Origin of the sequence: Novosphingobium arvoryzae (genome assembly GCF_014652615.1) — a bacterium.
In the GTDB taxonomy this organism is placed as follows: domain Bacteria; phylum Pseudomonadota; class Alphaproteobacteria; order Sphingomonadales; family Sphingomonadaceae; genus Novosphingobium; species Novosphingobium arvoryzae.
Genome location: NZ_BMZD01000006.1, coordinates 168,399 through 190,820 on the forward strand (window position 1 = coordinate 168,399; position 22,422 = coordinate 190,820).

At 67.2% G+C, this 22,422-nt stretch carries 20 protein-coding genes; 9 read left to right on the plus strand and 11 right to left on the minus strand.

Annotated features, from left to right (window positions below):
- Window position 1: 1 nt before the first annotated feature.
- From pstA to IE113_RS12995, 4 genes are all read right to left on the minus strand, one after another.
- On the minus strand, window positions 2-892 hold the full coding sequence (gene pstA / locus IE113_RS12980; protein ID WP_189542179.1) for a phosphate ABC transporter permease PstA: 891 nt from the start codon (window positions 890-892) through the stop codon (window positions 2-4).
- Window positions 885-2,258 carry a phosphate ABC transporter permease subunit PstC gene (gene pstC, locus IE113_RS12985; protein ID WP_189542180.1) on the minus strand — a complete coding sequence of 458 codons (1,374 nt, stop codon included), beginning with the start codon at window positions 2,256-2,258 and terminating at the stop codon, window positions 885-887. Before pstC ends, pstA begins: the two co-directional genes overlap by 8 nt.
- Window positions 2,259-2,292: 34 nt before the next feature.
- Complete coding sequence (locus IE113_RS12990) at window positions 2,293-3,336, minus strand: substrate-binding domain-containing protein (RefSeq protein WP_189542182.1); 1,044 nt, start codon at window positions 3,334-3,336, stop codon at window positions 2,293-2,295.
- A 97-nt stretch (window positions 3,337-3,433) separates the two neighbouring features.
- Window positions 3,434-4,444: a sensor histidine kinase gene (locus IE113_RS12995; protein ID WP_229822404.1), complete on the minus strand. Its 1,011-nt coding sequence runs from the start codon at window positions 4,442-4,444 to the stop codon at window positions 3,434-3,436.
- A gap of 66 nt (window positions 4,445-4,510) precedes the next feature.
- On the opposite strand from IE113_RS12995, the gene IE113_RS13000 reads away from it, so the two are divergent.
- A complete protein-coding gene (locus tag IE113_RS13000) occupies window positions 4,511-5,638 on the plus strand; it encodes an acyl-CoA dehydrogenase family protein (RefSeq protein WP_189542184.1) in 1,128 nt (375 codons plus the stop codon).
- A 9-nt stretch (window positions 5,639-5,647) separates the two neighbouring features.
- On the opposite strand, the gene IE113_RS13005 is transcribed toward IE113_RS13000, so the two are convergent.
- On the minus strand, window positions 5,648-6,637 hold the full coding sequence (locus IE113_RS13005) for an acyl-CoA dehydrogenase family protein (protein WP_189542186.1): 990 nt from the start codon (window positions 6,635-6,637) through the stop codon (window positions 5,648-5,650).
- An 82-nt stretch (window positions 6,638-6,719) separates the two neighbouring features.
- Between IE113_RS13005 and IE113_RS13010 the strand changes: the two genes are divergently transcribed.
- Window positions 6,720-7,670, plus strand: coding sequence for a DMT family transporter (locus tag IE113_RS13010; RefSeq protein ID WP_229822407.1), 951 nt, complete (start codon window positions 6,720-6,722; stop codon window positions 7,668-7,670).
- A gap of 11 nt (window positions 7,671-7,681) precedes the next feature.
- Here IE113_RS13010 and IE113_RS13015 read toward each other — a convergent pair whose 3' ends face one another.
- The 3 genes from IE113_RS13015 to IE113_RS13025 are packed head-to-tail and all read right to left on the minus strand — an operon-like array spanning window position 7,682 to window position 12,313.
- The gene (locus IE113_RS13015; RefSeq protein ID WP_189542188.1) at window positions 7,682-10,915 is read right to left on the minus strand and encodes an efflux RND transporter permease subunit; all 3,234 of its coding nucleotides are present in this window, start codon (window positions 10,913-10,915) and stop codon (window positions 7,682-7,684) included.
- Window positions 10,912-11,940: an efflux RND transporter periplasmic adaptor subunit gene (locus tag IE113_RS13020; protein ID WP_373297874.1), complete on the minus strand. Its 1,029-nt coding sequence runs from the start codon at window positions 11,938-11,940 to the stop codon at window positions 10,912-10,914. Before IE113_RS13020 ends, IE113_RS13015 begins: the two co-directional genes overlap by 4 nt.
- Before the next feature lie 34 nt (window positions 11,941-11,974).
- Window positions 11,975-12,313: a rhodanese-like domain-containing protein gene (locus IE113_RS13025; RefSeq protein ID WP_189542192.1), complete on the minus strand. Its 339-nt coding sequence runs from the start codon at window positions 12,311-12,313 to the stop codon at window positions 11,975-11,977.
- A 193-nt stretch (window positions 12,314-12,506) separates the two neighbouring features.
- On the opposite strand from IE113_RS13025, the gene IE113_RS13030 reads away from it, so the two are divergent.
- From IE113_RS13030 to IE113_RS13040, 3 genes are read left to right on the plus strand one after another with little or no spacing between them, the layout of a single operon-like run.
- Window positions 12,507-13,787 carry an NAD(P)/FAD-dependent oxidoreductase gene (locus IE113_RS13030; protein ID WP_189542194.1) on the plus strand — a complete coding sequence of 427 codons (1,281 nt, stop codon included), beginning with the start codon at window positions 12,507-12,509 and terminating at the stop codon, window positions 13,785-13,787.
- 12 nt (window positions 13,788-13,799) lie between these two features.
- Window positions 13,800-14,003 carry a YgaP family membrane protein gene (locus tag IE113_RS13035; RefSeq protein ID WP_189542196.1) on the plus strand — a complete coding sequence of 68 codons (204 nt, stop codon included), beginning with the start codon at window positions 13,800-13,802 and terminating at the stop codon, window positions 14,001-14,003.
- 17 nt (window positions 14,004-14,020) lie between these two features.
- Window positions 14,021-15,286 (plus strand): TolC family protein, encoded by a 1,266-nt coding sequence (locus IE113_RS13040; protein ID WP_189542199.1) that lies wholly within the window; start codon window positions 14,021-14,023, stop codon window positions 15,284-15,286.
- Between the two features lie 3 nt (window positions 15,287-15,289).
- On the opposite strand, the gene IE113_RS13045 is transcribed toward IE113_RS13040, so the two are convergent.
- A complete protein-coding gene (locus IE113_RS13045) occupies window positions 15,290-16,126 on the minus strand; it encodes a LysR family transcriptional regulator (protein ID WP_189542201.1) in 837 nt (278 codons plus the stop codon).
- A gap of 129 nt (window positions 16,127-16,255) precedes the next feature.
- Between IE113_RS13045 and IE113_RS13050 the strand changes: the two genes are divergently transcribed.
- The 4 genes from IE113_RS13050 to IE113_RS13065 are packed head-to-tail and all read left to right on the plus strand — an operon-like array spanning window position 16,256 to window position 21,368.
- Entirely contained in the window at window positions 16,256-18,106 is a 1,851-nt protein-coding gene (locus IE113_RS13050; RefSeq protein WP_189542203.1) for an acetyl/propionyl/methylcrotonyl-CoA carboxylase subunit alpha, read from the plus strand.
- Between the two features lies 1 nt (window position 18,107).
- A complete protein-coding gene (locus IE113_RS13055; protein WP_189542206.1) occupies window positions 18,108-18,563 on the plus strand; it encodes a MaoC family dehydratase in 456 nt (151 codons plus the stop codon).
- A 28-nt stretch (window positions 18,564-18,591) separates the two neighbouring features.
- Complete coding sequence (locus IE113_RS13060; protein ID WP_189542208.1) at window positions 18,592-19,755, plus strand: isovaleryl-CoA dehydrogenase; 1,164 nt, start codon at window positions 18,592-18,594, stop codon at window positions 19,753-19,755.
- Window positions 19,755-21,368 carry a carboxyl transferase domain-containing protein gene (locus tag IE113_RS13065; RefSeq protein WP_189542210.1) on the plus strand — a complete coding sequence of 538 codons (1,614 nt, stop codon included), beginning with the start codon at window positions 19,755-19,757 and terminating at the stop codon, window positions 21,366-21,368. The genes IE113_RS13060 and IE113_RS13065 overlap by 1 nt, the downstream gene beginning before the upstream one ends.
- Window positions 21,369-21,386: 18 nt before the next feature.
- Here the strand turns inward: IE113_RS13065 and IE113_RS13070 are convergent, their stop codons facing one another.
- Both IE113_RS13070 and IE113_RS13075 read right to left on the minus strand, forming a co-directional pair.
- Complete coding sequence (locus tag IE113_RS13070; RefSeq protein WP_189542212.1) at window positions 21,387-22,058, minus strand: polyamine aminopropyltransferase; 672 nt, start codon at window positions 22,056-22,058, stop codon at window positions 21,387-21,389.
- Window positions 22,059-22,084: 26 nt separating this feature from the next.
- Window positions 22,085-22,417 carry a DUF6481 family protein gene (locus tag IE113_RS13075; RefSeq protein ID WP_189542214.1) on the minus strand — a complete coding sequence of 111 codons (333 nt, stop codon included), beginning with the start codon at window positions 22,415-22,417 and terminating at the stop codon, window positions 22,085-22,087.
- Window positions 22,418-22,422 lie beyond the last annotated feature (5 nt).

The following is a 22,422-nucleotide window of genomic DNA, read 5'->3' on the forward strand; positions in this document are numbered from 1 at the left end:
GTTACCAACGGGTCTCGAACTTGTTGCGCAGATAGATGGCCAGGCCGTTCATCGCCATCAGCAGCACCAGCAGCACGATGATCGCGGCGGAGGTGTTCTGGACAAAGGCCTGGTCGATTTCGTCCGACCACAGGAAGATCTGCATCGGCATGACGCTGGCCGGATCGGTGATCCCGCCCGGCGGGGTGGCGACAAAGGCGCGCATCCCGATCATCAGCAGCGGCGCGGTTTCACCCAGCGCGCGGGCCATGCCGATGATGGTCCCGGTCAGGATTCCGGGCAGCGCCAGCGGCAGGACATGGTGGAACACCGCCTGCACCGGGCTGGCGCCGACGGCCAGCGCGGCATCGCGGATCGACGGCGGCACCGCCTTGATCGCGTTGCGCCCGGAAATCACGATCACCGGCATCGTCATCAGCGCCAGCGTCATGCCGCCCACCAGCGGCGAGGAGCGCGGCAGGTGCATGACGTTGATGAACACCGCCAGCCCCAGTAGGCCGAAAATGATCGAAGGCACGGCCGCAAGGTTGTTGATCGATACTTCGACCCATTCCACCCAGCGCCGGCCCTTGGGCGCGAACTCTTCCAGATAGACGGCCGCCAGCACCCCCAGCGGGAACGACAGCGCCAGCGTGACGCCCATCGTCAGGATCGAGCCCTTTGCCGCCCCCCAGACCCCGGCGACGGTCGCGTCGGTGGAATCCGATCCGGTCAGGAACGCCCAGTCGATCCCGCCCAGCCCCTGCCGCAGCATGGTGAACAGCAGGAACGCCAGGAACAGCAGGCTGGTGGCGATGGCGACCAGGCCCAGCGCCTTGAACCGGCGCTCTGCCGCATGGCGGCGGGCCAGCCGCCGCTGCATTTCGGGCGCTTGCCAGGACGAATTAATCATACGCTTCCCGATACTTCTTCACGACGCGCAGGGCGACGATGTTGAGCGCCAGGGTAACCACGAACAGCACCAGACCCAGCGCGAAAGCCGACAGGGTCTTGGGACTGTCGAATTCCTGGTCGCCGGTCAGCAACTGGACGATCTGGAACGTCACCGTGGTCATGCTGTCAAACGGATTGGCCGACAGGCGCGCGGCGGCACCGGCGGCCATCACGACGATCATGGTTTCCCCGATCGCCCGGCTGACCGCCAGCATCACGCCCGCAACGATGCCGGGCAGCGCGGCCGGCAGCAGCACGCGCTTGATCGTTTCGGACTTGGTCGCGCCCATCGCCAGGCTGCCATCGCGCATCGCCTGCGGCACGGCCGCGATGCTGTCATCCGCCATCGAGGACACGAACGGGATGATCATCACCCCCATCACCACGCCCGCGGCCAGCGCGCTTTCGGTCGACGGGTTTTCGGCCCCCATCGCGGCGGCGAAATCGCGGACCAGCGGAGCGACCGTCAGCGCGGCGAAATAACCGTACACCACGGTCGGGATACCCGCCAGGATCTCCAGCGCGGGCTTCAGCCACTTGCGCATGGTCGCCGAGGCATATTGCGTCAGGAACACCGCGCTCATCAGGCCCAGCGGGATCGCCACGATCATCGCGATGACCGCACCGATGAACAGCGTGCCCCAGAACAGCGGGACCGCGCCGAAATCCTTGCCCAGTTCCGCATCGAACCCGGTGCGCGGCGCCCAGTGGGTGCCGGTCAGGAAATCGATGGGGGAAACGTGGCGGAAGAACAGGCCGGTTTCATAAACCAGCGAAATGACGATGCCCGCTGTCGTCAGGATCGCGATCAGCGATGCGACCAGCAGGGTCATCAGCGTGGCCCGTTCGACGCGGGTCCGCGCCGGGAAGCCCGCCTTGACCCGCGTATAGCCAAACGCGCCGCCCGCAAACGCCGTCAGCGCCGCCAGCGCCGCGCCGATCATGGCAAAGCGGGTTTCGATGCCGCGCACCACTTCGGCCAGTTGCTGGGCCATCGGGTTGAATGCCGCCGCATCGGGATTGCGGGCCAGCTGGCTGGCTTCGGCCAGGATCGCGTCGCGCTCCATATCGAAGGCCGGCAGCTGCGCCGCGGCCGGATCGGCCAGGATCGCGCCGCGAACCAGCCCCGGAGAGATCCCTCCCCAGACAGCCCAGACCAGCACGGCCGGGACCACGATCCACAGCAGCATGTGCCAGCCATGATAGGACGGGACGGCGGCCAGCGAGCCCCGTCCGGTGTAAAGCGCCTGAGCCTTGGCGCGGGCGGCAAACCAGCCAGCCACACCAAGGCCCAGAACGACAAGTAGTACAAACTGCGAGATCACGCGGCGGCCTTTCGCCAGAGAGTGCTGGCAGGGCTTACTTCAGAACCGACGGGTCCATCAACGTGAGCTTCGCGGCGACGTCCGCATTCTTGGTGCGCACGTCTTCCGGCGCGATCACCATGCCCTTCGCCTTCAGCACGCCATCGGGACCCCACGACTTGGCCCACTCGGCCACGTATTCCTTCAGGCCCTTGATCGCTTTGAGGTGCCCGGCCTTGACGTAGATGTAGAGCGGGCGGGCGCCCGGGTAGCTGAAATCGACGATCGATTCATAGGTGGGCATCACGCCCGACATCGGGATGCCCTTCAGCTTCGTGGTGTTTTCTTCCAGGTAGGAGAACCCGAACACGCCGATCGCCTTGGGGTTTTCGGCAATCTTCTGGACGATCAGGTTATCGTTCTCACCCTGGACGACATAGGCACCGTCTTCACGCACGCCGGTGCAGACCTTCTTGTGCGCATCCTTGTCGGTGTCCTTCAGCGCCTTCATCGCCGGGTCGCTTTCGCAGCCCTTGGTCAGGATCAGTTCGGCCAGCGCGTCACGCGTGCCAGAGGTCGACGGCGGGCCATAGACCATGATCGGAATAGCGGGCAGCGCCGGGTTCACATCGGCCCAGGTCTTGGCGGTGTTGGGCTTGCCGAACGGGTTGGCGGCCAGCGCCTTGTACACATCGACCGGAGTCAGCTTCATGTCGGGGCCGTTGGTGCCTTCGGCGAAGGCGATCCCGTCAAGCCCGACCTGGATTTCGATGATGTCCTTCACGCCGTTCTTGGCGCAATCCTCGTACTCGGACTTCTTCATCCGGCGCGAGGCGTTTTCGATATCGGGGTGCTGCGCGCCAAGGCCGGCGCAGAACAGCTTCATCCCCGCACCGGTACCGGTCGATTCGACCACGGGCGACTTGATCCCGGCCGACTTGGCCGCGTTTTCCGCCACGGCGGTGGCAAACGGATAGAGGGTGGAGGAACCCACCACGCGGACAAAGTCCCGCGCGCCGGACGAGGATTCGCCGGAACCGCAGGCGGCCAGCGCCAGCGAGGAAAGGGTCAGGACGGCAACGGTACGAATCGAGCGCATGGCAACCTCTTGGTCTGCATCTGTCGAGAGGCCGGATATGAAGGTTGCATGACAGTTTAATGACAAGTCGTCACAGCGCCGGAAAATCGGGCGATGATCAGGGCATCAGCGGCAGAATCAGCGATGCGACAGTGCCTTCGCCGGGGCGACTGGCAATATCGAATCGGCCCCGGTGGCGCTCAACGATGTGCTTGACGATCGCCAGCCCCAGCCCGGTTCCCCCTGCCGCGCGGCTGCGGCTGGCATCGGCGCGATAGAACCGCTCGGTCAGGCGCGGCAGGTGTTCCGGGGCAATCCCTTCACCCTCGTCCCGCACGCTCAGCGAAACCCGGCCCGATGGCGTAACCTCGATCGTCACCGCCACTTCGCCATCCGGCTTGCCATACTTGATCGCGTTGTCGATCAGGTTGCGCAGCACTTGTGCCAGTTGCCCGCGATCCCCGGCGACTTGCGCCGCTTCGGTGTTGGCGGTGACCGACACATTCGCCCGCTCGCCGACCTCGCCCGCACATTCGCGGGCCAGCGCAACCAGTTCGACCGGCGCGGTCGGCGCGTCGTGCTTGACCGCCTCGATCCGGGAAAGCGACATCAGGTCCTCGATCAGGGCCTGCATCCGCCGCGCTTCGTGGCGAATGATGCCCAGGAACCGCTTGCGGGTCGCCTCGTCCGCCCCGGCCTTGGGGTCATCCAGCGTTTCGACATAGCCCAGGATCGCGGCCAGCGGCGTGCGCAGCTCATGGCTGGCGTTGGCGACGAAATCGGCGTGGGCGCGGGCCACGCTGACCCGCACCGACAGGTCTTCCAGCACCAGCAACCGCGCGCCGTCCTCCAGCACATGACAGGCCACGTTCCAGCGGCTGCCCCGCACCGAGAGCCCGTCCACCGTCACGTTGCCGCCGCCAGGCTGGGCGATCAGCGCCACGACCTTGGGATCGCGGATCGCGATCCGGGGGTCCTGCCCCACGATATGCGCACCCAGCACATCGCGCGCGGCGGCATTGGCAAAGCGCACCTGGCCACCGGAAATCAGCAGCGCGGGAGTGGCGACATAATCGAGCAGGCGGGGGTCGGTTGGCTTCATGAATTGCAGCTTATGGCGCTTCTCCATGAAAGAAAATGGTCAGGCGCAGATAACAGGTTGGCAAGCGCCGCATGGCTTGATCAAATGGCGGACATGGACACCGCCCTTTCACCTGAGCTCAGCGCCTTTCGCGACGAAGTGCGCAGCTTCATCGCCGCCAATCTGCCGGACGATCTGCGCCGCGCCGCGCGCCGCACCCCGTCGGTATTCCACGATCCGGATGTATCGCTGCCGTGGCAGCGCATCCTGAACGCGCGCGGATGGGCGGCGCCGGACTGGCCGGTGGAGTTCGGCGGGCCGGGCTGGGACGCGGTCCAGCGCTATATCTTCATTTCCGAATGCGTTGCCGCCGATGCCCCGCATCTGGCGCCGATGGGACTGAAGATGGTCGCCCCGGTGCTGATGCATTACGGCACGCCGCAGCAGCAGGCCTATTATCTGCCGCGCATCCTGTCGGGCGAGGATTACTGGTGCCAGGGCTTTTCGGAACCGGGTTCAGGCTCGGACCTTGCCTCGCTGCGGCTGCGGGCGGACCGGGATGGCAGCGATTACGTGCTGAACGGGTCGAAGATCTGGACCACCCACGCCCATTTCGCCAACCGGATGTTCTGCCTGGTCCGCACCTCGGCAGAGGGCAAGCCGCAAGCCGGGATCAGCTTCCTGCTGATCGACATGGACACCCCCGGCATCCGCATCAGCCCGATCCACACGCTGGCGGGCGATCATGAATTGAACCAGGTGTTCTTCGACGATGTCCGCGTGCCGCAGGCCAACCGGCTGGGGGCAGAGAACGATGGCTGGTCGGTGGCCAAGCATCTCCTCGCGTTCGAGCGTGGCGGGGTTTACGCCCCGGCGCTGGTCGCGCGGCTGCGCGAGGTTGAGCGGGCCTGCCCGGAAGATCCGGTGCTGCGCCAGAAGATCGCACGGCAGGCCGTGTCGCTGGAAGCCCTGCAGGCGATCGAGCTGAAGGCCCTGCGCAAGGAGGGGCCGACCGCGATGTATCCCTCGATCCTGAAAGTGCTGGGGACCGAAGCATCGCAGGCCATCGACGTGCTGGCCTGCGACATCCTGGGCACCCCCGGTTGGCGCGCGCGCGAGGCGGATCTGCCAGACGACATCGCGGTGACCGTGCCGCGCTATCTCAACAACCGCGCGGCCTCGATCTACGCCGGATCGAACGAGATCCAGCGCGATATCATCGCCAAGATGATGCTCGGTTAAGCGATCGGCTTAAAGCGCCGCGAAGTGCCGCCGCGCGGGGCCAAGCTCTGCGCCGATGGCAAGGCCGCGCTTGTAGAACCGGCCCAGCGTCAACTCGCCCGTCAGGCCCATCGCGCCGTGCATCTGCACCGCGCCTTCGCCCACCGCGCGGACCGCATCGATCACTTCAATCGCGGCGGCGCTGACCGCATGGCGGCGCGTGGTGGGATCGGCGGTTTCCGCTTGCACCGCCACTTCGGTGAGAGCAGCGGCTTTCAGCACGGTCATCTGCATGTCGGCCACGCGGTGGCGCAGCACCTGGAAGCGGGCGATGGGCTGGCCGAACTGCTGGCGCTGACCGAGGAAGGCAACCGTATCGTCCAGCATTCGCCGCATCAGGCCGCACGCTTCCGCACAGCGCCCCGCGATCAGTGCATCGCGCGCCAGCGCGGCCAGTGCGGCGGCGGCATTGCCCCCGGCGATCATCTCGGCCGGCGGAGCGGCAAAGGCGATGTCACCGCGCGCCGTTCCGTCCAGCATGGGGCGCGGCGTGGTTGCGGCTTCCGCGCTGCCAAGGCGAACGAGCTGCACGGCGGAATCGTCCAGCACCAGCGCCCAATCCGCCGCGCCCGCACCGGCCACCAGTTCGGCGATGCCGGTCAAGGGGTTAGCACTAAACCCGGCATGGGCCGCCACATCGACCAGAGCAATCCGCTGCTGTCCCAGCGCCAGCGCGGGCAATGCGGCATGATCGGGCGCGGCACGGGCAAGCAGCTCGGCCGCCAATACGTGCGGCAACCAGTCCGCGGCCGCCAGCGTCGGTCCCAGTGCCGCGGCCGCCAGCGCGCGCTCGGTTGCCCCGCCGCCAAATCCGCCCGCGCTCTCCGGGATGCCGATGCTCATCAACCCCAGATCGCCCGCCAACTGCGTCCAGCCGGGCTGGTTGTGGTCCGCCAGATAGCGTGCGATCCCGTCACGCAGGGTGGTCTGGTTGTCGTCAAGCGGAAGGTCCAGCGGCATGGCGGCGAAAGAATCCCAACAAGCAATTAAGCGTCCAGCCTGATGGCTTAACTGGGGCCTGTCCAGTCCGCGCGCGAATCCAATGCCGGAATCGGCGGCGCTGGCCGCGATCGCTCTGGCCAAACCGAGCGCCCTGCGACAGAGAGGGGCCGTGAACCTGCGCGATTTCATCCTGCTGACGCTGATCTGCCTGATCTGGGCGGCCAGCAACGTGCTGAGCAAGATCGTGGTGGGTGACTGGCAAGTGCCCCCGCTGTTCTTTGCCGCGATCCGGTTCGCGCTGGTACTGGCGGTCACGCTGCCATGGTTGCGCCCGGTGCCGCGACCGGTCTGGCGGATCGTGCTGATCGGCGTACTGATGGGCGCGGGCAATTTCGCGCTGCTGTTCATCGGCTTGCAAACGGCATCCCCGTCGGCTGCGGCAGTGGTGATTCAGGCCGGGGTGCCGATCACCACGCTGCTGTCGATCGTGCTGCTGGGCGAACGCATCCACTGGCGCCGCGCGCTGGGCATCGCGCTGACGCTGGTCGGGGTGCTGGTGGTGGTATGGCGGCCTGGGCTGGCGTTGTCTGCCGGGTTGGTGTTCGTGCTGGGCGCGGCGTTTTCCGGCTCATTGGGCGCGGTGCTGATGAAGCAGACGGAGGAGATCGCCCCGTTGCGGTTTCAGGCGTGGGTCGCACTGACGGCCTGCATCCCCCTGACACTGGCTACTACCGCATTCGAAACCGGGCAGTGGAGCGCGGCGATTTCGGCGGGCTGGCCGTTCCTCGCCGCACTGCTGTTTTCCGCGCTGATCGTCTCGGTGATTGCCCACACCGCCTATTACGCCCTGATCGCGCGGTATGAAGCGAACCTGCTGGCCCCGCTGACGCTGATTACCCCGCTGGCGACCATCGCGCTGGGGGTGATGATCACGGGCGATCAGCTGGACGAACGGATGATCGCCGGGTCCGCGATTGCGCTGCTGGGCGTGCTGATCGTGGCCGTCCGCCGCACCGGGGCGCCGATTGCCCAGGCCCAGGAACACGCCTGAGCGCGTGGCAATCAGCCTTCCGCCAGCGGTTTCCCATCATCGCGCAGGACAATGTAGATCGCCGGGATGACCAGCACGGTCAGCAGGGTCGACGACATCAGCCCGAACAGCAGCGAGATTGCCAACCCCTGGAAGATCGGGTCGGTCAGGATCACCGCCGCGCCGATCATCGCCGCCGCCGCCGTCAGCACGATCGGGCGGAACCGGATCATCCCGGCTTCCAGCAGGGTTTCACGCAGGGACTTGTCGGCGCTGCGGGTGTGATTGATGAAATCGACCAGCAGGATCGAATTGCGCACGATGATCCCGGCCAGCGCGATGAACCCGATCATCGAGGTTGCGGTGAACGGCGCATTGAACAGGATGTGGCCGATCACGATGCCCACCAGCGTCAGCGGTACCGGAGTAAGGATCACCAAGGGGATCGTGAAGCTGCGGAACTGGCCCACGACCAGCACATAGATGCCCAGCAAGGCCACCATGAACGCCGCGCCCATATCGCGGAACGTCACCCAGGTGATTTCCCATTCGCCATCCCACAAGAGCGAGACGCGGCTTTCGTCATCCGGCTGGCCGTTGAGCAGCACATCGGGCTTTTGCAGGCCCTTGCCCGCCCAGTCGAACGCATCGACCGCGTCGGCCACGGCAAGCATGCCATAGATCGGCGCTTCATAGCGGCCGGCGAGTTCCGCCGTCACCATCGTCGCCCCGCGCCCGTCGCGGCGGAAGATCGCCTGCCCGCCCGGTTCCATCCGCGCGGTGACGAGTTCGCCCAGCTGGATCAGCTGGCCGGATGGCGCCACCGCCACCGGGGTCGCCGCCAGCGCGGCGGACCAGCTGCGCTGCGACTGGTCGAGCGACAGTTCGATCGGCAGCGGATCGCGATCCGCACCGCGCGCGGCATAGCCGACGATTTGCGTGCCCATCAGCGCGCCGATGCTGTCAAACAGCTGGCGTTCGGATAACCCGTAGTGGTCCAGCTTGGCCCGGTCGGGGATCAGCTTCAGCGTCGGGCGCGGCTGGCCGAAACTGTTGTCGACATCGACGATATAGGGAACCGACTTGAAGATCTGCTCCACCTGCTCCGCCGTCTTGCGCCGGGTCGCTTCGTCCGGGCCATAGATTTCGGCCAGCAGGGTCGCCAGCACTGGCGGCCCCGGCGGGGTTTCCACGACCTTGAGCGAGCCACCCGCCGGGAGCGCAATGGCCTTCAGCTTTTCGCGCAAGTCCACCGCCACGTCATGGCTGGAGCGTGAGCGGTCGCCCTTGGGCAGCAGGGTGACCATCAGGTCGCCCATTTCCGGCTGGGCGCGCAGGAAGTAATGCCGCACCAGTCCGTTGAAGTTGAACGGGGCGGATGCGCCGACATAAGCCTCCATCGAGACGACTTCCGGCACGGTGCGCGCCACGGCGGCGGCCTGCTCCAGCACCCGCGCGGTGCTTTCCAGGCTGGTGCCTTCGGGCAGGTCGGCCACCAGCTGGACTTCGCTCTTGTTGTCGAACGGCAGCAGCTTCACCGTCACCGCCTTGAAATAGAACATCGAGCACGCCACCAGCGTGGCCACGCCCACCCCGATGAGGAATCGCTTGGCGCTTTGCGGGGTGGCGATCACCTTGCTGGCGTAGTGCCGGTAGAGCGTGCCCAGTTTGCCGCCGTGGTCATCATGCCCGTGGCCGTGACCTTCACCGGCCAGTGCCTTGCGGGCAAAACGGATCATCAGCCAGGGCGCGATGATCACCGCAACGAAGAACGAAAAGATCATCGCCGCCGACGCGTTGATCGGGATCGGCGCCATGTAGGGCCCCATCAGGCCAGACACGAACAGCATCGGCAACAGCGCGGCGACCACGGTCAGCGTGGCGATGATCGTGGGGTTGCCGACTTCGGCCACGGCCTCGACCGCGGCGTCGATCCGGGTGCGCCCGCCGTCCGTGCCAACATCCGGCATCGCCCAGTGGCGGGCGATATTCTCGATCATCACGATCGCGTCGTCGACCAGGATGCCGATGGAAAAGATCAGCGCGAACAGGCTGACGCGGTTGATGGTAAAGCCCATCACGTTCGATGCGAACATCGTCAGCATGATCGTGGTCGGGATGACGATGGCGGTCACCCCCGCCTCGCGCCAGCCGATCGTGAAGCCGATCAGCGCGACGATGGAAATCGTCGCCAGCGCGAGGTGGAAGATCAGCTCATTCGCCTTTTCGTTGGCGCTTTCGCCATAGTTGCGGGTTACCGCCACATCGACGCTGGCGGGTATCAACCGCCCCTTCAGCGTTTCGACGCGGTGGACCACGCTTTCCGATACGGTCACCGCGTTAGCCCCGGCGCGCTTGGCAATGGCGATGCTGACGGCGGGGGCCATCGTCCACTGGCCGTCTTCACCCTTGACCCAGCGCCACGCGCGGGCCTGATCCTGCGTCGCGGCCTGCTCCACCCGCGCAACGTCCGACAGCAGCACCGGCGCGCCGCCGACCGACCGCACGGTCAATCCGGCGAGTTCCTGCGCATCGCGCAGCGTCTGCCCGGCCACGACGAGCGCTGCCTGCCCGCCTTCGCGCACGGTTCCGGCCGGAAAGGCGCGGTTGGCCTGGCTGACGGCCTCGATAAGGTTGCCCAGCGGCACGCGGTAGAGCGCCAGCTTGGCCGGGTCCGGCACCACGCGCAGCGCCATGCGCTGCCCGCCGGTCAGGAAAGTCAGGCCAATGTCATCGACCTTGGCAATCTCGGTCCGCAGCTTGCCCGCCAGTTCAGCCAGCGCCTGGTCGTTCCAGTTGCCCGCCGCGCCGGGCTTCGGCGTCAGCGTCAGCACCACAATGGGCACGTCGCTGATCCCGCGCACCGTCACTTGCGGCGCGGGGATGCCCACCGGAATGCGGTGCTTGTTGGCCTCGATCTTTTCATTGATGCGGATCGCGGCGTCTTCCGGGTCGGACCCGACGAGGAACCGCGCCGTCACCATCGCGCCGTTATCCTGCGCCTGGGTATAGACGTGCTCGACCCCGTCGACGCTCTTGACGATGGTTTCCAGCGGCTTGGCCACCAGTTCCACGGCTTCGGGCGCGGACAGGCCCGGTGCCTGGACCATGATGTCCACCATCGGCACCTTGATCTGCGGCTCTTCCTCACGCGGGATGGTGATCGTGGCTATCAGGCCGACGATCATCGCCGCCAGCAGCATCAGCGGAGTCAGCGGGGACTGGATCGTCGCCCGCGTCAGCTTGCCGGAAATCCCCAGGTTCATTGGGCGGCCGCCTGCTTCGGGGCGACCAGCGTATCGCCCGCCACCGCGCCGGACAGGATTTCCACCTTGCCCGCCTCAAGCGAAGGGCCGGTCTGCACCGGCACGTCCGCCGCGCTGCCATCCTTGGCAAGGACGGTGACGTAATCGATCCCGAACCGGCTGGAGATGTAATTCGCTGGCACCAGCAGCGCCTTGCGCGTGCCGGTTTCCACACGTGCCGCGACACGCCGCCCGATCAGGCGGTTGTCGATGCCGGGCATGTCGACATCGGCGGTCACTTTGCCCGCCGTGATCGCGGGGTAGAGCTTGATGACAGTGCCGACGCCGGACCCGGTGCCGATCCCGGTGGCCATCACGCGCGATCCGGGGCGGACCTTGTCGGCCAGCGATTCGGGCATTTCCAGCCGCACGATGGTCGGTCCGGCGGTGATGACGGCAATCGCCATGCCCGGCGCGACCGGCGATCCGGCCGGCACGTCGGCGCGCAGCACGCGGCCTGTCGCCGGGGCGATCACCGCGCCCTGCCCCGCCACCGCGCCAACGGCGGCCTGCTGGGCCTGCGCGGCGCGGATCTGGGCCGTGGCGGCAGCGGCGGCAGCTTCGGCCTGATCCAGCCGCGCCTTGGCATAGACGCCGTTCTGATAAAGGAACTTCACCCGCACCAGTTCAGCCTGCGCCTGCGCCGCCTGTGCCTGTGCGGCGGCGGCTTGCGCCCCGTAAGCGCTGGACTGGTACCCCAGCTGGGTATCGACGATCCGGCCAATCGCCTGCCCCTTGGTCACCATATCGCCTTCGCGCACGGTCAGGGTGGTGAGGATGCCGGGGATGCGGGCGAGAACCTGCGCCTGATCGACGGTGGCGATTTCCGCGCTGACGTCCTGCCAGGCGGCGGTATCCGCCGCCGCCAGCACCAGCCGGGGACCGGCGGGGGCCTGGACGACCGGAGCCGTTTCCTCAGCGCTGCCGCAGCCCGCCAGCGTCAGGGCCAGCGCCGCCGCGCCAAGGGCCAACCAGGTCTTCCGCATCGCCATTCCCCTGCTGTTCGCGCGCGCTACTTGCTTACCGTTCGACCGGCAGGCCAGCTGCCTGCCAGGCGTTAAACCCGCCGGCCAGGTGCGTATCGACCGCCGCCTGCGCGACCCCGCACTTTTCCAGCGCCATGCCCGAACGCTTGCCGCCCAGGCAGTTCAGCACCAGTTGCTTGTCGCCGGTGTCCGGCAGCTGCGAGGGCTGGAACGTGGACAGCGGCATGTTGATCGCGCCGGGGATATGACCCTGCGCGAATTCGTCCACTTCGCGCACATCTACCACCACCACTTCGCCCGCACGCACCATCGCGTCCAGTTCCTGCGCGGTCACTTCCCGGTGCGCGGCGCCCTTGCCAAATCCGAAGACCATTCGATCACCCTTTCCTTCAGTGTCCCTGCCGACAGTTGGTGCCGCCAACGGGGATCACAACATTACCGCTTGCTCATATTATAATTGCCTTATATAAGTCAAGTGCGTTGCTGGCGGGTCCTGAAGAAACCCCTGGCCGGAAACGCAGTGGTGGCGGCCCCGCCGGGCGGGACCAGAGGACGGGAGAATGGGAATGTCATTGCCCCAGATCATCATTCTTGGCGCAGGGCTGGGCGGCACCATCGCCGCCTATGAAATTCGCGACGCGGTAAAGGGCAAAGCGACCGTTACCGTCGTCAACGACCAGGAGGACTACTGGTTCGTCCCCAGCAACCCGTGGGTTGCGGTGCGCTGGCGCGAGCCGGATGCGATTCGCGTCCACCTGCCCCCGATCATGGCGCGCAAGGGCATCGGCTTTACCTCGGTCGGGGCAAAGCGCGTCCATCCGGCTGAAAACCGCGTGGAACTGAACGACGGCACATCGCTTTCCTATGACTATCTGGTGATCGCCACCGGGCCGGACCTGGCCTTTGACGAGGTCGAGGGACTGGGCCCGGCCGGCTTCACCCAGTCGATCTGCAAGACCGATCACGCCGCCCACGCGGCTGATGCGTTTGAGGCATTCTGCGCCAATCCCGGCCCCATCGTGGTCGGCGCGGCGCAGGGCGCATCGTGCTATGGCCCGGCCTATGAATTCGCACTGATCCTCGACACGGAACTGCGCCGCCGCAAGATCCGCGACCGGGTGCCGATGACCTACATCAGCCCCGAACCCTATATCGGCCATCTGGGGCTGGACGGGGTCGGCGACACCAAGACCCTGCTGGAAAGCGAGCTGCGCAACCGCCACATCAAGTGGATCACCAATACCCGCATCACCAAGGTCGAAAGCGGGACGATGCATGTGGAGGAAGTGGCCGAGGACGGCGCGGTCAAGGACACCCACGATCTGCCGTTCGGCTATTCGATGATCCTGCCGGCCTTCCGGGGCATCGCGGCGGTCCACGGGATCGAAGGGCTGACCAACCCGCGCGGGTTCGTCCTGGCGGACAAGCACCAGCGCAACCCCACCTTCAGGAACGTCTATTCGCTGGGCGTCTGCGTCGCGATCCCGCCGATCGGGCCGACCCCGGTGCCGGTGGGCGTGCCCAAGACCGGGTTCATGATCGAATCGATGGTCACCGCCATTGCCCACAACCTGAAGCTGGAACTCGACGGCAAGGAACCGACCGAGGAAGCGACCTGGAACGCGGTCTGCCTGGCCGACTTCGGCGATGGCGGCGTGGCCTTCGTCGCCCAGCCGCAGATCCCGCCGCGCAACCTCAACTGGTCGTCCAGCGGCAAGTGGGTGCACCTCGCCAAGATCGGGTTCGAGAAATACTTCCTCCACAAAGTCCGGCGCGGGACCAGCGAGCCGTTCTATGAAAAGCTGGCGATGCACGCGCTGGGCATCCGCAAGCTGCGCTTCAAGTAAGGAGAACGTCCCATGACTCTCGATGCCGCCGTGCTGCGTTTCGCCGGGTTCGTCGTCATCGCCAGCGCCTTGCTGTCGATTTACGTGCACCCCTACTGGATCGGGCTGACGATCTTTGCGGGCCTCAACTTGCTGCAATCCAGCTTCACCGGGTTCTGCCCAGCCGCCACGGTGTTCAAGAAGCTGGGCGTGCGGCCCGGAAACGCGTTCAAGTAAGCGGAAAAAGACAGCCGATGCGCCGCCTGATCCTGCCGCTCACCGCCCTCGCCTGCTGCCTGTCCGCCCCGGCGGCGCGGGCGCAGGACCTGGCCGCCGCGATTGCCGATGCCCTTGCCAACGCCCCCGCGCTGGCCGAGGCCAAGGCCGGGGAAGCCGCCGCCAGGGCGCGGCTCGATCAAGCCAGGGCCGAGGGCAATCCGCTGCTGCGGGTCGAAGGCTCTTACGGCGCGGGGCGGATCGACAACGGCGGGTTCTTCGGGATCACGGCGGACAACGTCAGCCCGCTGGCGGTGCAGGCCACGGCGGAAATGCCGCTCTATGCCGGGGGCCGGATCGCCGCTGCCACAGCGCAGGCGCGCGGCGGTACCGACATCGCCCGGCTGGGAGCCGAACAGGCCCGGCTGCAAACCATCGTCCGCGCGGTCGCGGCCTATTCCGATGTCCTAACCACCCGCAAGCTGGAGGCGCGCTTTGCCCAGCTCGTCACCGCCTTGACCGAGATGGAGCGGCAGGCCGGCCTGCGCTTCAAGGCGGGCGAAATCGCCAGTTCCGATGTGGCGCAGGCCCGCGCCCGCAAGGCAGAGGCCGACGCCGGGTTCGCGCAGGCCGCAGGCCGCCGTATTGCGGCTGAGGCGGCCTATGAACGGCTGACCGCCAAACAACCCGGCGATCTGGCTCCGCTGGCCGATCTGCCGCCCGTGCCCCCATCGCTGGGCGAGGCGCTGGAACAGGCCCGCGCCGCCAACCCGGCGCGCCAGCAGGCCGAAGCCGCCGTCGCCGTCGCCCGCGCCGGGGTGCGCGCCGCACAGGCCGAGGGCCTGCCCACCGTTGGTGCCTTTGCCGAAGCGGCGCACGTGCGCGACCAGTTCTTCCCCGGCTACAAGGCGGATTCCGTTTCCGTCGGCGTGCGCGGCCGCTGGACGCTGTTCGCGGGCGGGCGCGTGGCCGCCAAGATCCGCGCCGCCGATGCCGAAGTGGACGCCAGCGCGGCGCGGCTGCGGCAGGCCGATCAGGCATTGGACGGCATGGTAATCGATGCCTGGCAAGGCCTTGCCACGGCCCGCCAGATGGTCGCCGCATCGCGCCTGCGCCGCGATGCGGCCGCCGAGGCGCTGCGCGGCACCCGGCTGGAAGCGCAAGTCGGCGCGAAACCGACGCTGGCCGTGCTCGACGCCGAACGCGAGAACATCGAGGCTGAGGCCGCGCTGCTTCAGGCCGAGGCGATGCAGACCCTCTCAGCCTGGCAGCTGGGCGCGCTGACCGGGCAACTGGGGCGTTAACGCCTAACCCACGACCGTCTCTGCAAGTGCCGACCGGACCGCCGGATGCGGTGCGGTGTGCGCGCCCGATACCAGCCCGATCCGCCGCACCGGGCGGAACCCCCGGATATTGACCATCGCCACCCCATCCCGCCCCAGCGAACGCGGCGCGACCGTCACCCCCAGCCCGGCCCGGACCATCGCCATCACCCGGTCATCGTTGGCAGAGCGCAGCGCGAACAGCGGGCGCACGCCGTGCTGGGTGAAGAACCGGCTGGTATCGGCCAGCACTTCGCAGGCACGCCGTGCGATCATGGTGTCTCCGGCGACGTCTGCTGCCTCCACCCAGGCATTACCAGCCAGCGGATGCGATGCCGGCAGGGCCATGCAATAGTCCTCCTCCAGCAGCGCCCCCGCCCCATCGCCGACCAGCGTCAGCGCCAGATCGATGCTGCCGCTGGCGAGCGCGGCGGAGAGTTCGCGTTCTGAGCCCTCGGTCAGTTCCAGTGGCTCATCCCCGGCATAGGCGGCAACCGCGCGTTCCAGCCAGCCGGTTGCAACCGTGTCCAGCACCCCCAGCCGCACCGGGCGCGCGGGGACGGGGAGGCTGCCCACCTGCCGTTCGGCCAGATGGAAATCCCGCTCGATCCCGCGCGCGAGCGGCAGCAGCGCATTGCCCGCCGGGGTCAGCCGGATTCGGCGGCGTTCGCGCACGAACAGGCGCGTGCCGAGTTGCCGTTCCAGTTCCGCAATCCCGCCCGACAGCGATGGCTGCGCGATGTTCAGCACACCCGCCGCGCGGGTGAAGCTGCCGGAATCGACAACGGCCAGGAATTGCCGGATCTGGGTGCGGCTTAGCATAGGTTTAACCTATACAACTTCACCGGCAATTCCAGTTTTTCCATTGGCGCAAGGCGCGGTATCACCATGTGCGAACGCGGGCGAAGAACGCGGCGCGGGATGATTGGACAGCCTGGGGAACGAGCCGGAATGATACGCGCATTGCTGATCGCCAACCGGGGCGAAATCGCCTGCCGGATCATCCGCACCGCGCGGGCCATGGGCATCCGCACCATCGCGGTCCATTCCGATGCCGATGCGCAGGCGCTGCACGTGCGCATGGCCGATCAGGCCGTCGCCATCGGCCCGGCCCCGGCGCGCGAAAGCTATCTGGTGGGTGAAAAGATCCTTGCCGCCGCGCGCGCAAGCGGCGCGGACGCGGTCCATCCCGGCTACGGCTTCCTCTCCGAAAATGCCGAGTTCGCGCAGGCGGTGATCGACGCCGGGCTGATCTGGGTCGGGCCGAAACCGCATTCGATCACCGCGATGGGGCTGAAGGACGCGGCCAAGCGGCTGATGCAGCAGGCGGGCGTCCCCACGACGCCGGGTTATCTGGGCGAGGATCAGGACCCGGCGCGGCTGGCCGCGGAAGCCGCGCAGATCGGCTATCCAGTGCTGATCAAGGCGGTCGCGGGCGGCGGCGGCAAAGGCATGCGGCTGGTTGAGCGGGCCGAGGATTTCGCCGATGCGCTTGCCTCGTGCCAGCGCGAGGCGGCGGCCTCGTTCGGCAACGATCACGTCCTGATCGAGAAATACATTCTCTCCCCCCGCCACATCGAAGTGCAGGTGTTCGGCGATGCCCACGGCAACGTGGTCCACTTGTTCGAGCGCGACTGCTCGCTGCAACGCCGCCACCAGAAAGTGATCGAGGAAGCCCCCGCCCCCGGCATGGACGCGGCCACCCGCGCCGCCGTCTGCGCCGCCGCCGTCCGCGCGGCACAAGCGGTGCAATATGAGGGCGCAGGCACGATCGAATTCATCGCCGACGGCAGCGAAGGGCTGCGCGCGGACCGCATCTGGTTCATGGAAATGAACACCCGCCTGCAAGTCGAACACCCGGTGACCGAGGCGATCACCGGGGTCGATCTGGTCGAATGGCAACTGCGCGTTGCGGCGGGCGAACCGCTGCCGTGCCGGCAGGACGATCTGACGATCAACGGCTGGGCGATGGAAGCGCGGCTCTATGCCGAAGACCCGGCGCGCGGGTTCCTGCCCTCGATCGGGCGGCTGGAAGTGCTGCGGTTCGGTTCGGCCCACGGCGGGCGGATCGACACCGGGGTTTACGAAGGCGCGGAAGTATCCCCGTTCTACGACCCGATGATCGCCAAGGTCATCGCCCACGGCGCCAGCCGGGATCAAGCGGTGGAGCGGCTGGACGAAATGCTGCGCGGCACCGCCGTCTGGCCAGTGCGCACCAACGCGGCGTTTCTGGTCAAGGCGCTGGCCCATCCGCAATTCCGCGCCGGAACGGTCGATACCGGGCTGATCGGGCGCGACGGCGATACGCTGGCGCAGCCGCCCGTTCCATCAGACGCCGCGCTGGAATGTGCCGCGCAAGCCCTCGTCCCCCGCTCCGATGCGCCCGGTTTCCGGCTGAACGCCGCGCCCCGGCTGCGCGCGCGCTTCCTGCTGGACGGAGAGCCGGTGGAGATCGCGCTGTCTGGCCACGGCACCGCGCAGCCTGCGGCGTCCGCGCTGGTGATGGATCAGGGGCAGGTCTGGCGGCTGGAGCCGTGGCGGCGCGATGGCGTCCACGGCGCGGCGGCGGGCGACGGGGCGATCCTCGCGCCGATGCCGGGCAAGGTCATCGCCGTTGCCGTATCCGAGGGCGAGGCGGTGACGCGCGGACAGAAACTGCTGACGCTGGAAGCGATGAAGATGGAACACACCCTGACCGCGCCGTTCGACGGGATCGTCACCGAATTGAAGGTCAGCGCCGGAGCGCAAGTGCAGGTCGAGGCACTGCTCGCGCGGATTGAAGCTGAAGAAGGAGCCGCCTGACATGGCCGGAAAGCATTTCGACGAATGGCAGGTGGGGATGCGGATCGAGCATGAGATCCGCCGCACCGTGACCGAGACGGACAACCTGCTGTTCTCCACGATGACCCACAACCCCCAGCCGCTGCACATCGATGTGGAAGCCGCGCGGGCCAGCGAATTCGGCCAGATCCTGGTCAACGGCACCTTCACTTTCGCGCTGATGGTCGGCCTGTCGGTGGGGGATACCACGCTGGGCACGCTGGTTGCCAACCTGGGCTATGACAAGCTGGTGATGCCCAAGCCCGTGTTCATCGGCGATACGATGCGCGCCACCAGCGAAGTGGTGGAACTGAAGGAATCGAAATCCCGCCCGAATGCCGGGATCGTCGTGTTCCATCACGAGCTGATCAACCAGCGCGGCGAAGTGGTGTGCAGTTGCCTGCGCTCCGCGATGCTGAAGCGCAGCGCCGCTGCCTGACCGAAACCTCAGACCAAGGAACCGCCCCATGCGCGCCACCCCAGATTTTGACTTCGGCCTGACCGAAAGCGCCCAGATGATCCGCGAGGCGGCAGGCCGCTTTGCCGACGAACAGATCATGCCGCTGGCGGCAGAGATTGACCGCAACGACCGCTTCCCGCGCGAGCTGTGGGAGCCGATGGGCGCGCTGGGCCTGCACGGCATCACGGTTGAGGAAGAATGGGGCGGGCTGGGCCTGGGCTATCTCGATCACGTGATCGCGGTGGAGGAAGTCAGCCGGGCGAGCGGTTCGGTCGGCCTGTCCTATGGCGCGCATTCCAACCTCTGCGTCAACCAGATCCGCCGCTGGGGCAATGATGAGCAGAAGGCGAAATACCTGCCCAAGCTGATTTCGGGCGAGCATGTCGGCAGCCTCGCCATGTCGGAAGTCGGCGCCGGGTCGGACGTCGTCTCGATGAAGCTGCGCGCCGATGCGGTGCCGGGCGGCTATCGCCTCAACGGCACGAAGTTCTGGATCACCAATGGCACCTATGCCGATACGCTGGTGGTCTATGCCAAGACCTCGCCCGAAGCGGGCAGCCGGGGGATCACCGCGTTCCTGATCGAGCGCGGGATGCCCGGTTTCTCCATCGGCCAGCAGATCGACAAGATGGGGCTGCGCGGCAGCCCGACCTGCGAACTGGTGTTCGACGATTGCTTCGTGCCCGAAGAACAGGTCATGGGCCCGCTCCACGGCGGCGTCGGCGTGCTGATGAGCGGGCTGGACTATGAGCGCGTGGTGCTGGCCGGGATGCAGATCGGGATCATGCAGGCCTGTCTCGACGTGGTCATTCCCTATGTGCGCGAGCGCAAGCAGTTCGGCCAGCCGATTGGTTCCTTCCAGCTGATGCAAGCCAAGATTGCCGACATGTACGTCGCGGTGCAGTCCGCGCGGGCCTATGTCTATGCCGTGGCCAAGGCCTGCGACGCGGGCCAGACGACCCGGTTCGACGCGGCGGGCGCAATCCTGCTGGCGTCCGAAAACGCCTTCCGCGCGGCGGGTGAGGCGGTGCAGGCACTGGGCGGCGCGGGCTATACCAAGGACTGGCCGGTCGAACGGTTCCTGCGCGATGCCAAGCTGCTGGACATCGGCGCGGGCACCAACGAAATCCGCCGGATGCTGATCGGCCGCGAACTGATCGGGGCGCGGTGATGACCGCGCCCGTCCTGCAATCCGCCGTCGACCTCACCAGCCCGGAAGCGCAGGCCCGCGCCGCGCACAACCGCGCCTTGGCCGAGGACCTGCGCGCCCGTGTGGCCGCTGCCGCGCTGGGCGGCGATGCGCGCAGCCGCGAGCGCCATGTCGCGCGGGGCAAGCTATTGCCGCGTGAGCGGGTCGAGCGCCTGCTCGATCCGGGGGCACCCTTCCTCGAAGTCGGGCAACTCGCCGCGAACGGGATGTATGGCGATGAGGTGCCCGGCGCAGGGATCATCACCGGCGTCGGCCGCGTGGCGGGCCGCCAGTGCATGATCTTTGCCAACGACGCGACGGTGAAGGGCGGGACTTATTTCCCGATGACCGTGAAGAAGCACTTGCGCGCGCAGGAAATCGCGCAGGAAAACCACCTGCCCTGCATCTATCTGGTCGACAGCGGCGGAGCGAACCTGCCCAACCAGGCCGAAGTCTTTCCCGACCGCGATCACTTTGGCCGGTTCTTCTACAACCAGGCGAACATGAGCGCGCGCGGCATCACCCAGATCGCCAGCGTGATGGGCAGCTGCACCGCGGGCGGGGCCTATGTCCCGGCGATGAGCGACGAGACGGTGATCGTGAAGGAACAGGGCACGATCTTCCTCGCCGGACCGCCGCTGGTCAAGGCCGCGACGGGGGAGGAAATCAGCGCCGAGGCGCTGGGCGGCGGCGATCTGCATGCGCGCAAGTCCGGCGTGGTCGATCATCTGGCCGACAATGACGAACACGCGCTGACCATCGTGCGCGACATCGTCTCGCACCTCGGCCCGCTGCCGGCCCCGCGCACCACACAGCACGCCACGCAGGGCGAAGTCCGCGCCCCGCTCTATCCGGCGGAAGACCTCTACGCGATCGTGCCCGAAGACGTCCGCGCGCCCTATGATGTCCACGAAGTGATTGCGCGGATCGTCGACGGCAGCGAGTTTCATGAATTCAAGGCGCTCTACGGCGCGACGCTGGTCTGCGGCTTTGCCGATATCCACGGCCACCCGGTGGCGATCCTGGCCAACAACGGGGTGCTGTTTTCGGAAAGCGCGCAAAAGGGCGCGCACTTCATCGAACTGGCCTGCCAGCGCGGCATTCCGCTGCTGTTCCTGCAGAACATCAGCGGCTTCATGGTCGGCGGCAAGTATGAGGCCGAAGGCATCGCCAAGCACGGCGCCAAATTGGTCACCGCCGTCGCCACCGCGCAAGTGCCCAAGCTGACAGTGCTGATTGGCGGCAGTTTTGGCGCGGGCAATTACGGCATGTGCGGGCGCGCCTATTCCCCGCGCTTCCTGTTCACCTGGCCCAACGCGCGCATTTCGGTGATGGGCGGCGAACAGGCCGCCAGCGTGCTCGCCACCGTCCACCGCGACGCAGCCAGGTGGTCGCCGGAAGAGGCCGAGGCGTTCAAGGCCCCGATCCGCCAGAAGTACGAGGACGAAGGCAATCCTTACTACGCCACCGCCCGGCTGTGGGACGACGGCGTGATCGACCCGGTCCAAACCCGCGACGTGCTGGGGCTGGCGCTGGATGCGTGCAGCCTGGCCCCGGTGCCCGATCGGCCCAGCTTCGGCGTGTTCCGGATGTAGGCCCGATCCGGGCTGAATTCAGGGCTTCCGGGCGAACCAGATCACGTGGGATGCGCCGCGTTCGTGGTCGGTTTCCAGCGCGGTCACCTGATCCACTGTGAACCCGGCGTCGCTCAGCCGCTGGGTGAACGCCGGATCGCCATGGGCCGACCAGACCGCCAGAATCCCGCCCCGGCGGAGCGCCGCCATCGCGGCATGAAGCCCGTCCCGGTGATAGAGTTCGTCGTTCTCGCGGCAGACCAAGCCGTCCGGGCCGTTATCGACATCCAGCAGGATCGCGTCATAGCAGTCGCGCGCCGCGCCGATCAGCAGCGCGACGTCTTCCTGAACCAGCAGCACGCGCGGATCGTCCAGGCAGCCCGCCGTCAGCGCCTGCATCGGCCCACGCGCCCATTCGATGATTTCCGGCACGATTTCCGCCACGGTGACCACGGCATCGTCACCCAGCGCAGCCAATGCCGCGCGCAGGGTATAGCCCATGCCATAGCCACCGATCAGCCACTCCGGCGCAGCCTGCGGCCCCAGCCGCGCTGCGGTCAGCGTTGCCAGCGCCCGCTCCGAAGTGCTGGCCCGCGTGCTCATCAGCTCGTCGAATTCCAGCAGGATGGTGAATTCATCGTCCCGCTGCATCAGGCGCAGTTCCACGCCGCCCGGCGCGTGCGCCGTGCCGATCCAGTCATGGCCGACCATCGGGTTGGAGGCGGAGATAGCCCGCGCTACTTCTTGCGGGCCTTGCGCGCGGCATAGCGCGCGTCGCGGGCCGCCTTGCGCTCAGCCTCGGTCAGTTCCGGCTTGATCATGGCGGCCGCCGCTTCGGCCTTGGCCTGCTTCTTCACGATCAGCGCTTCACGCTTCGCCTCGCGCGCGGCAAGGGCCGCCTCTCGCTTTGCCGCCTGCGCGGCCTCCCGCTCGGCCGCCCGCGCGGCGCGTTCCGCCTGCACCGCCGGATCAACCGGCCCCTTGCCTTTCAGCAACTCCAGCGCCTTGGCGCGGGCCGCCGCTGCGGCTGCCACGCGGTCGTTGAAACCCGGTTCCCTGTATCCTGCCATCAATC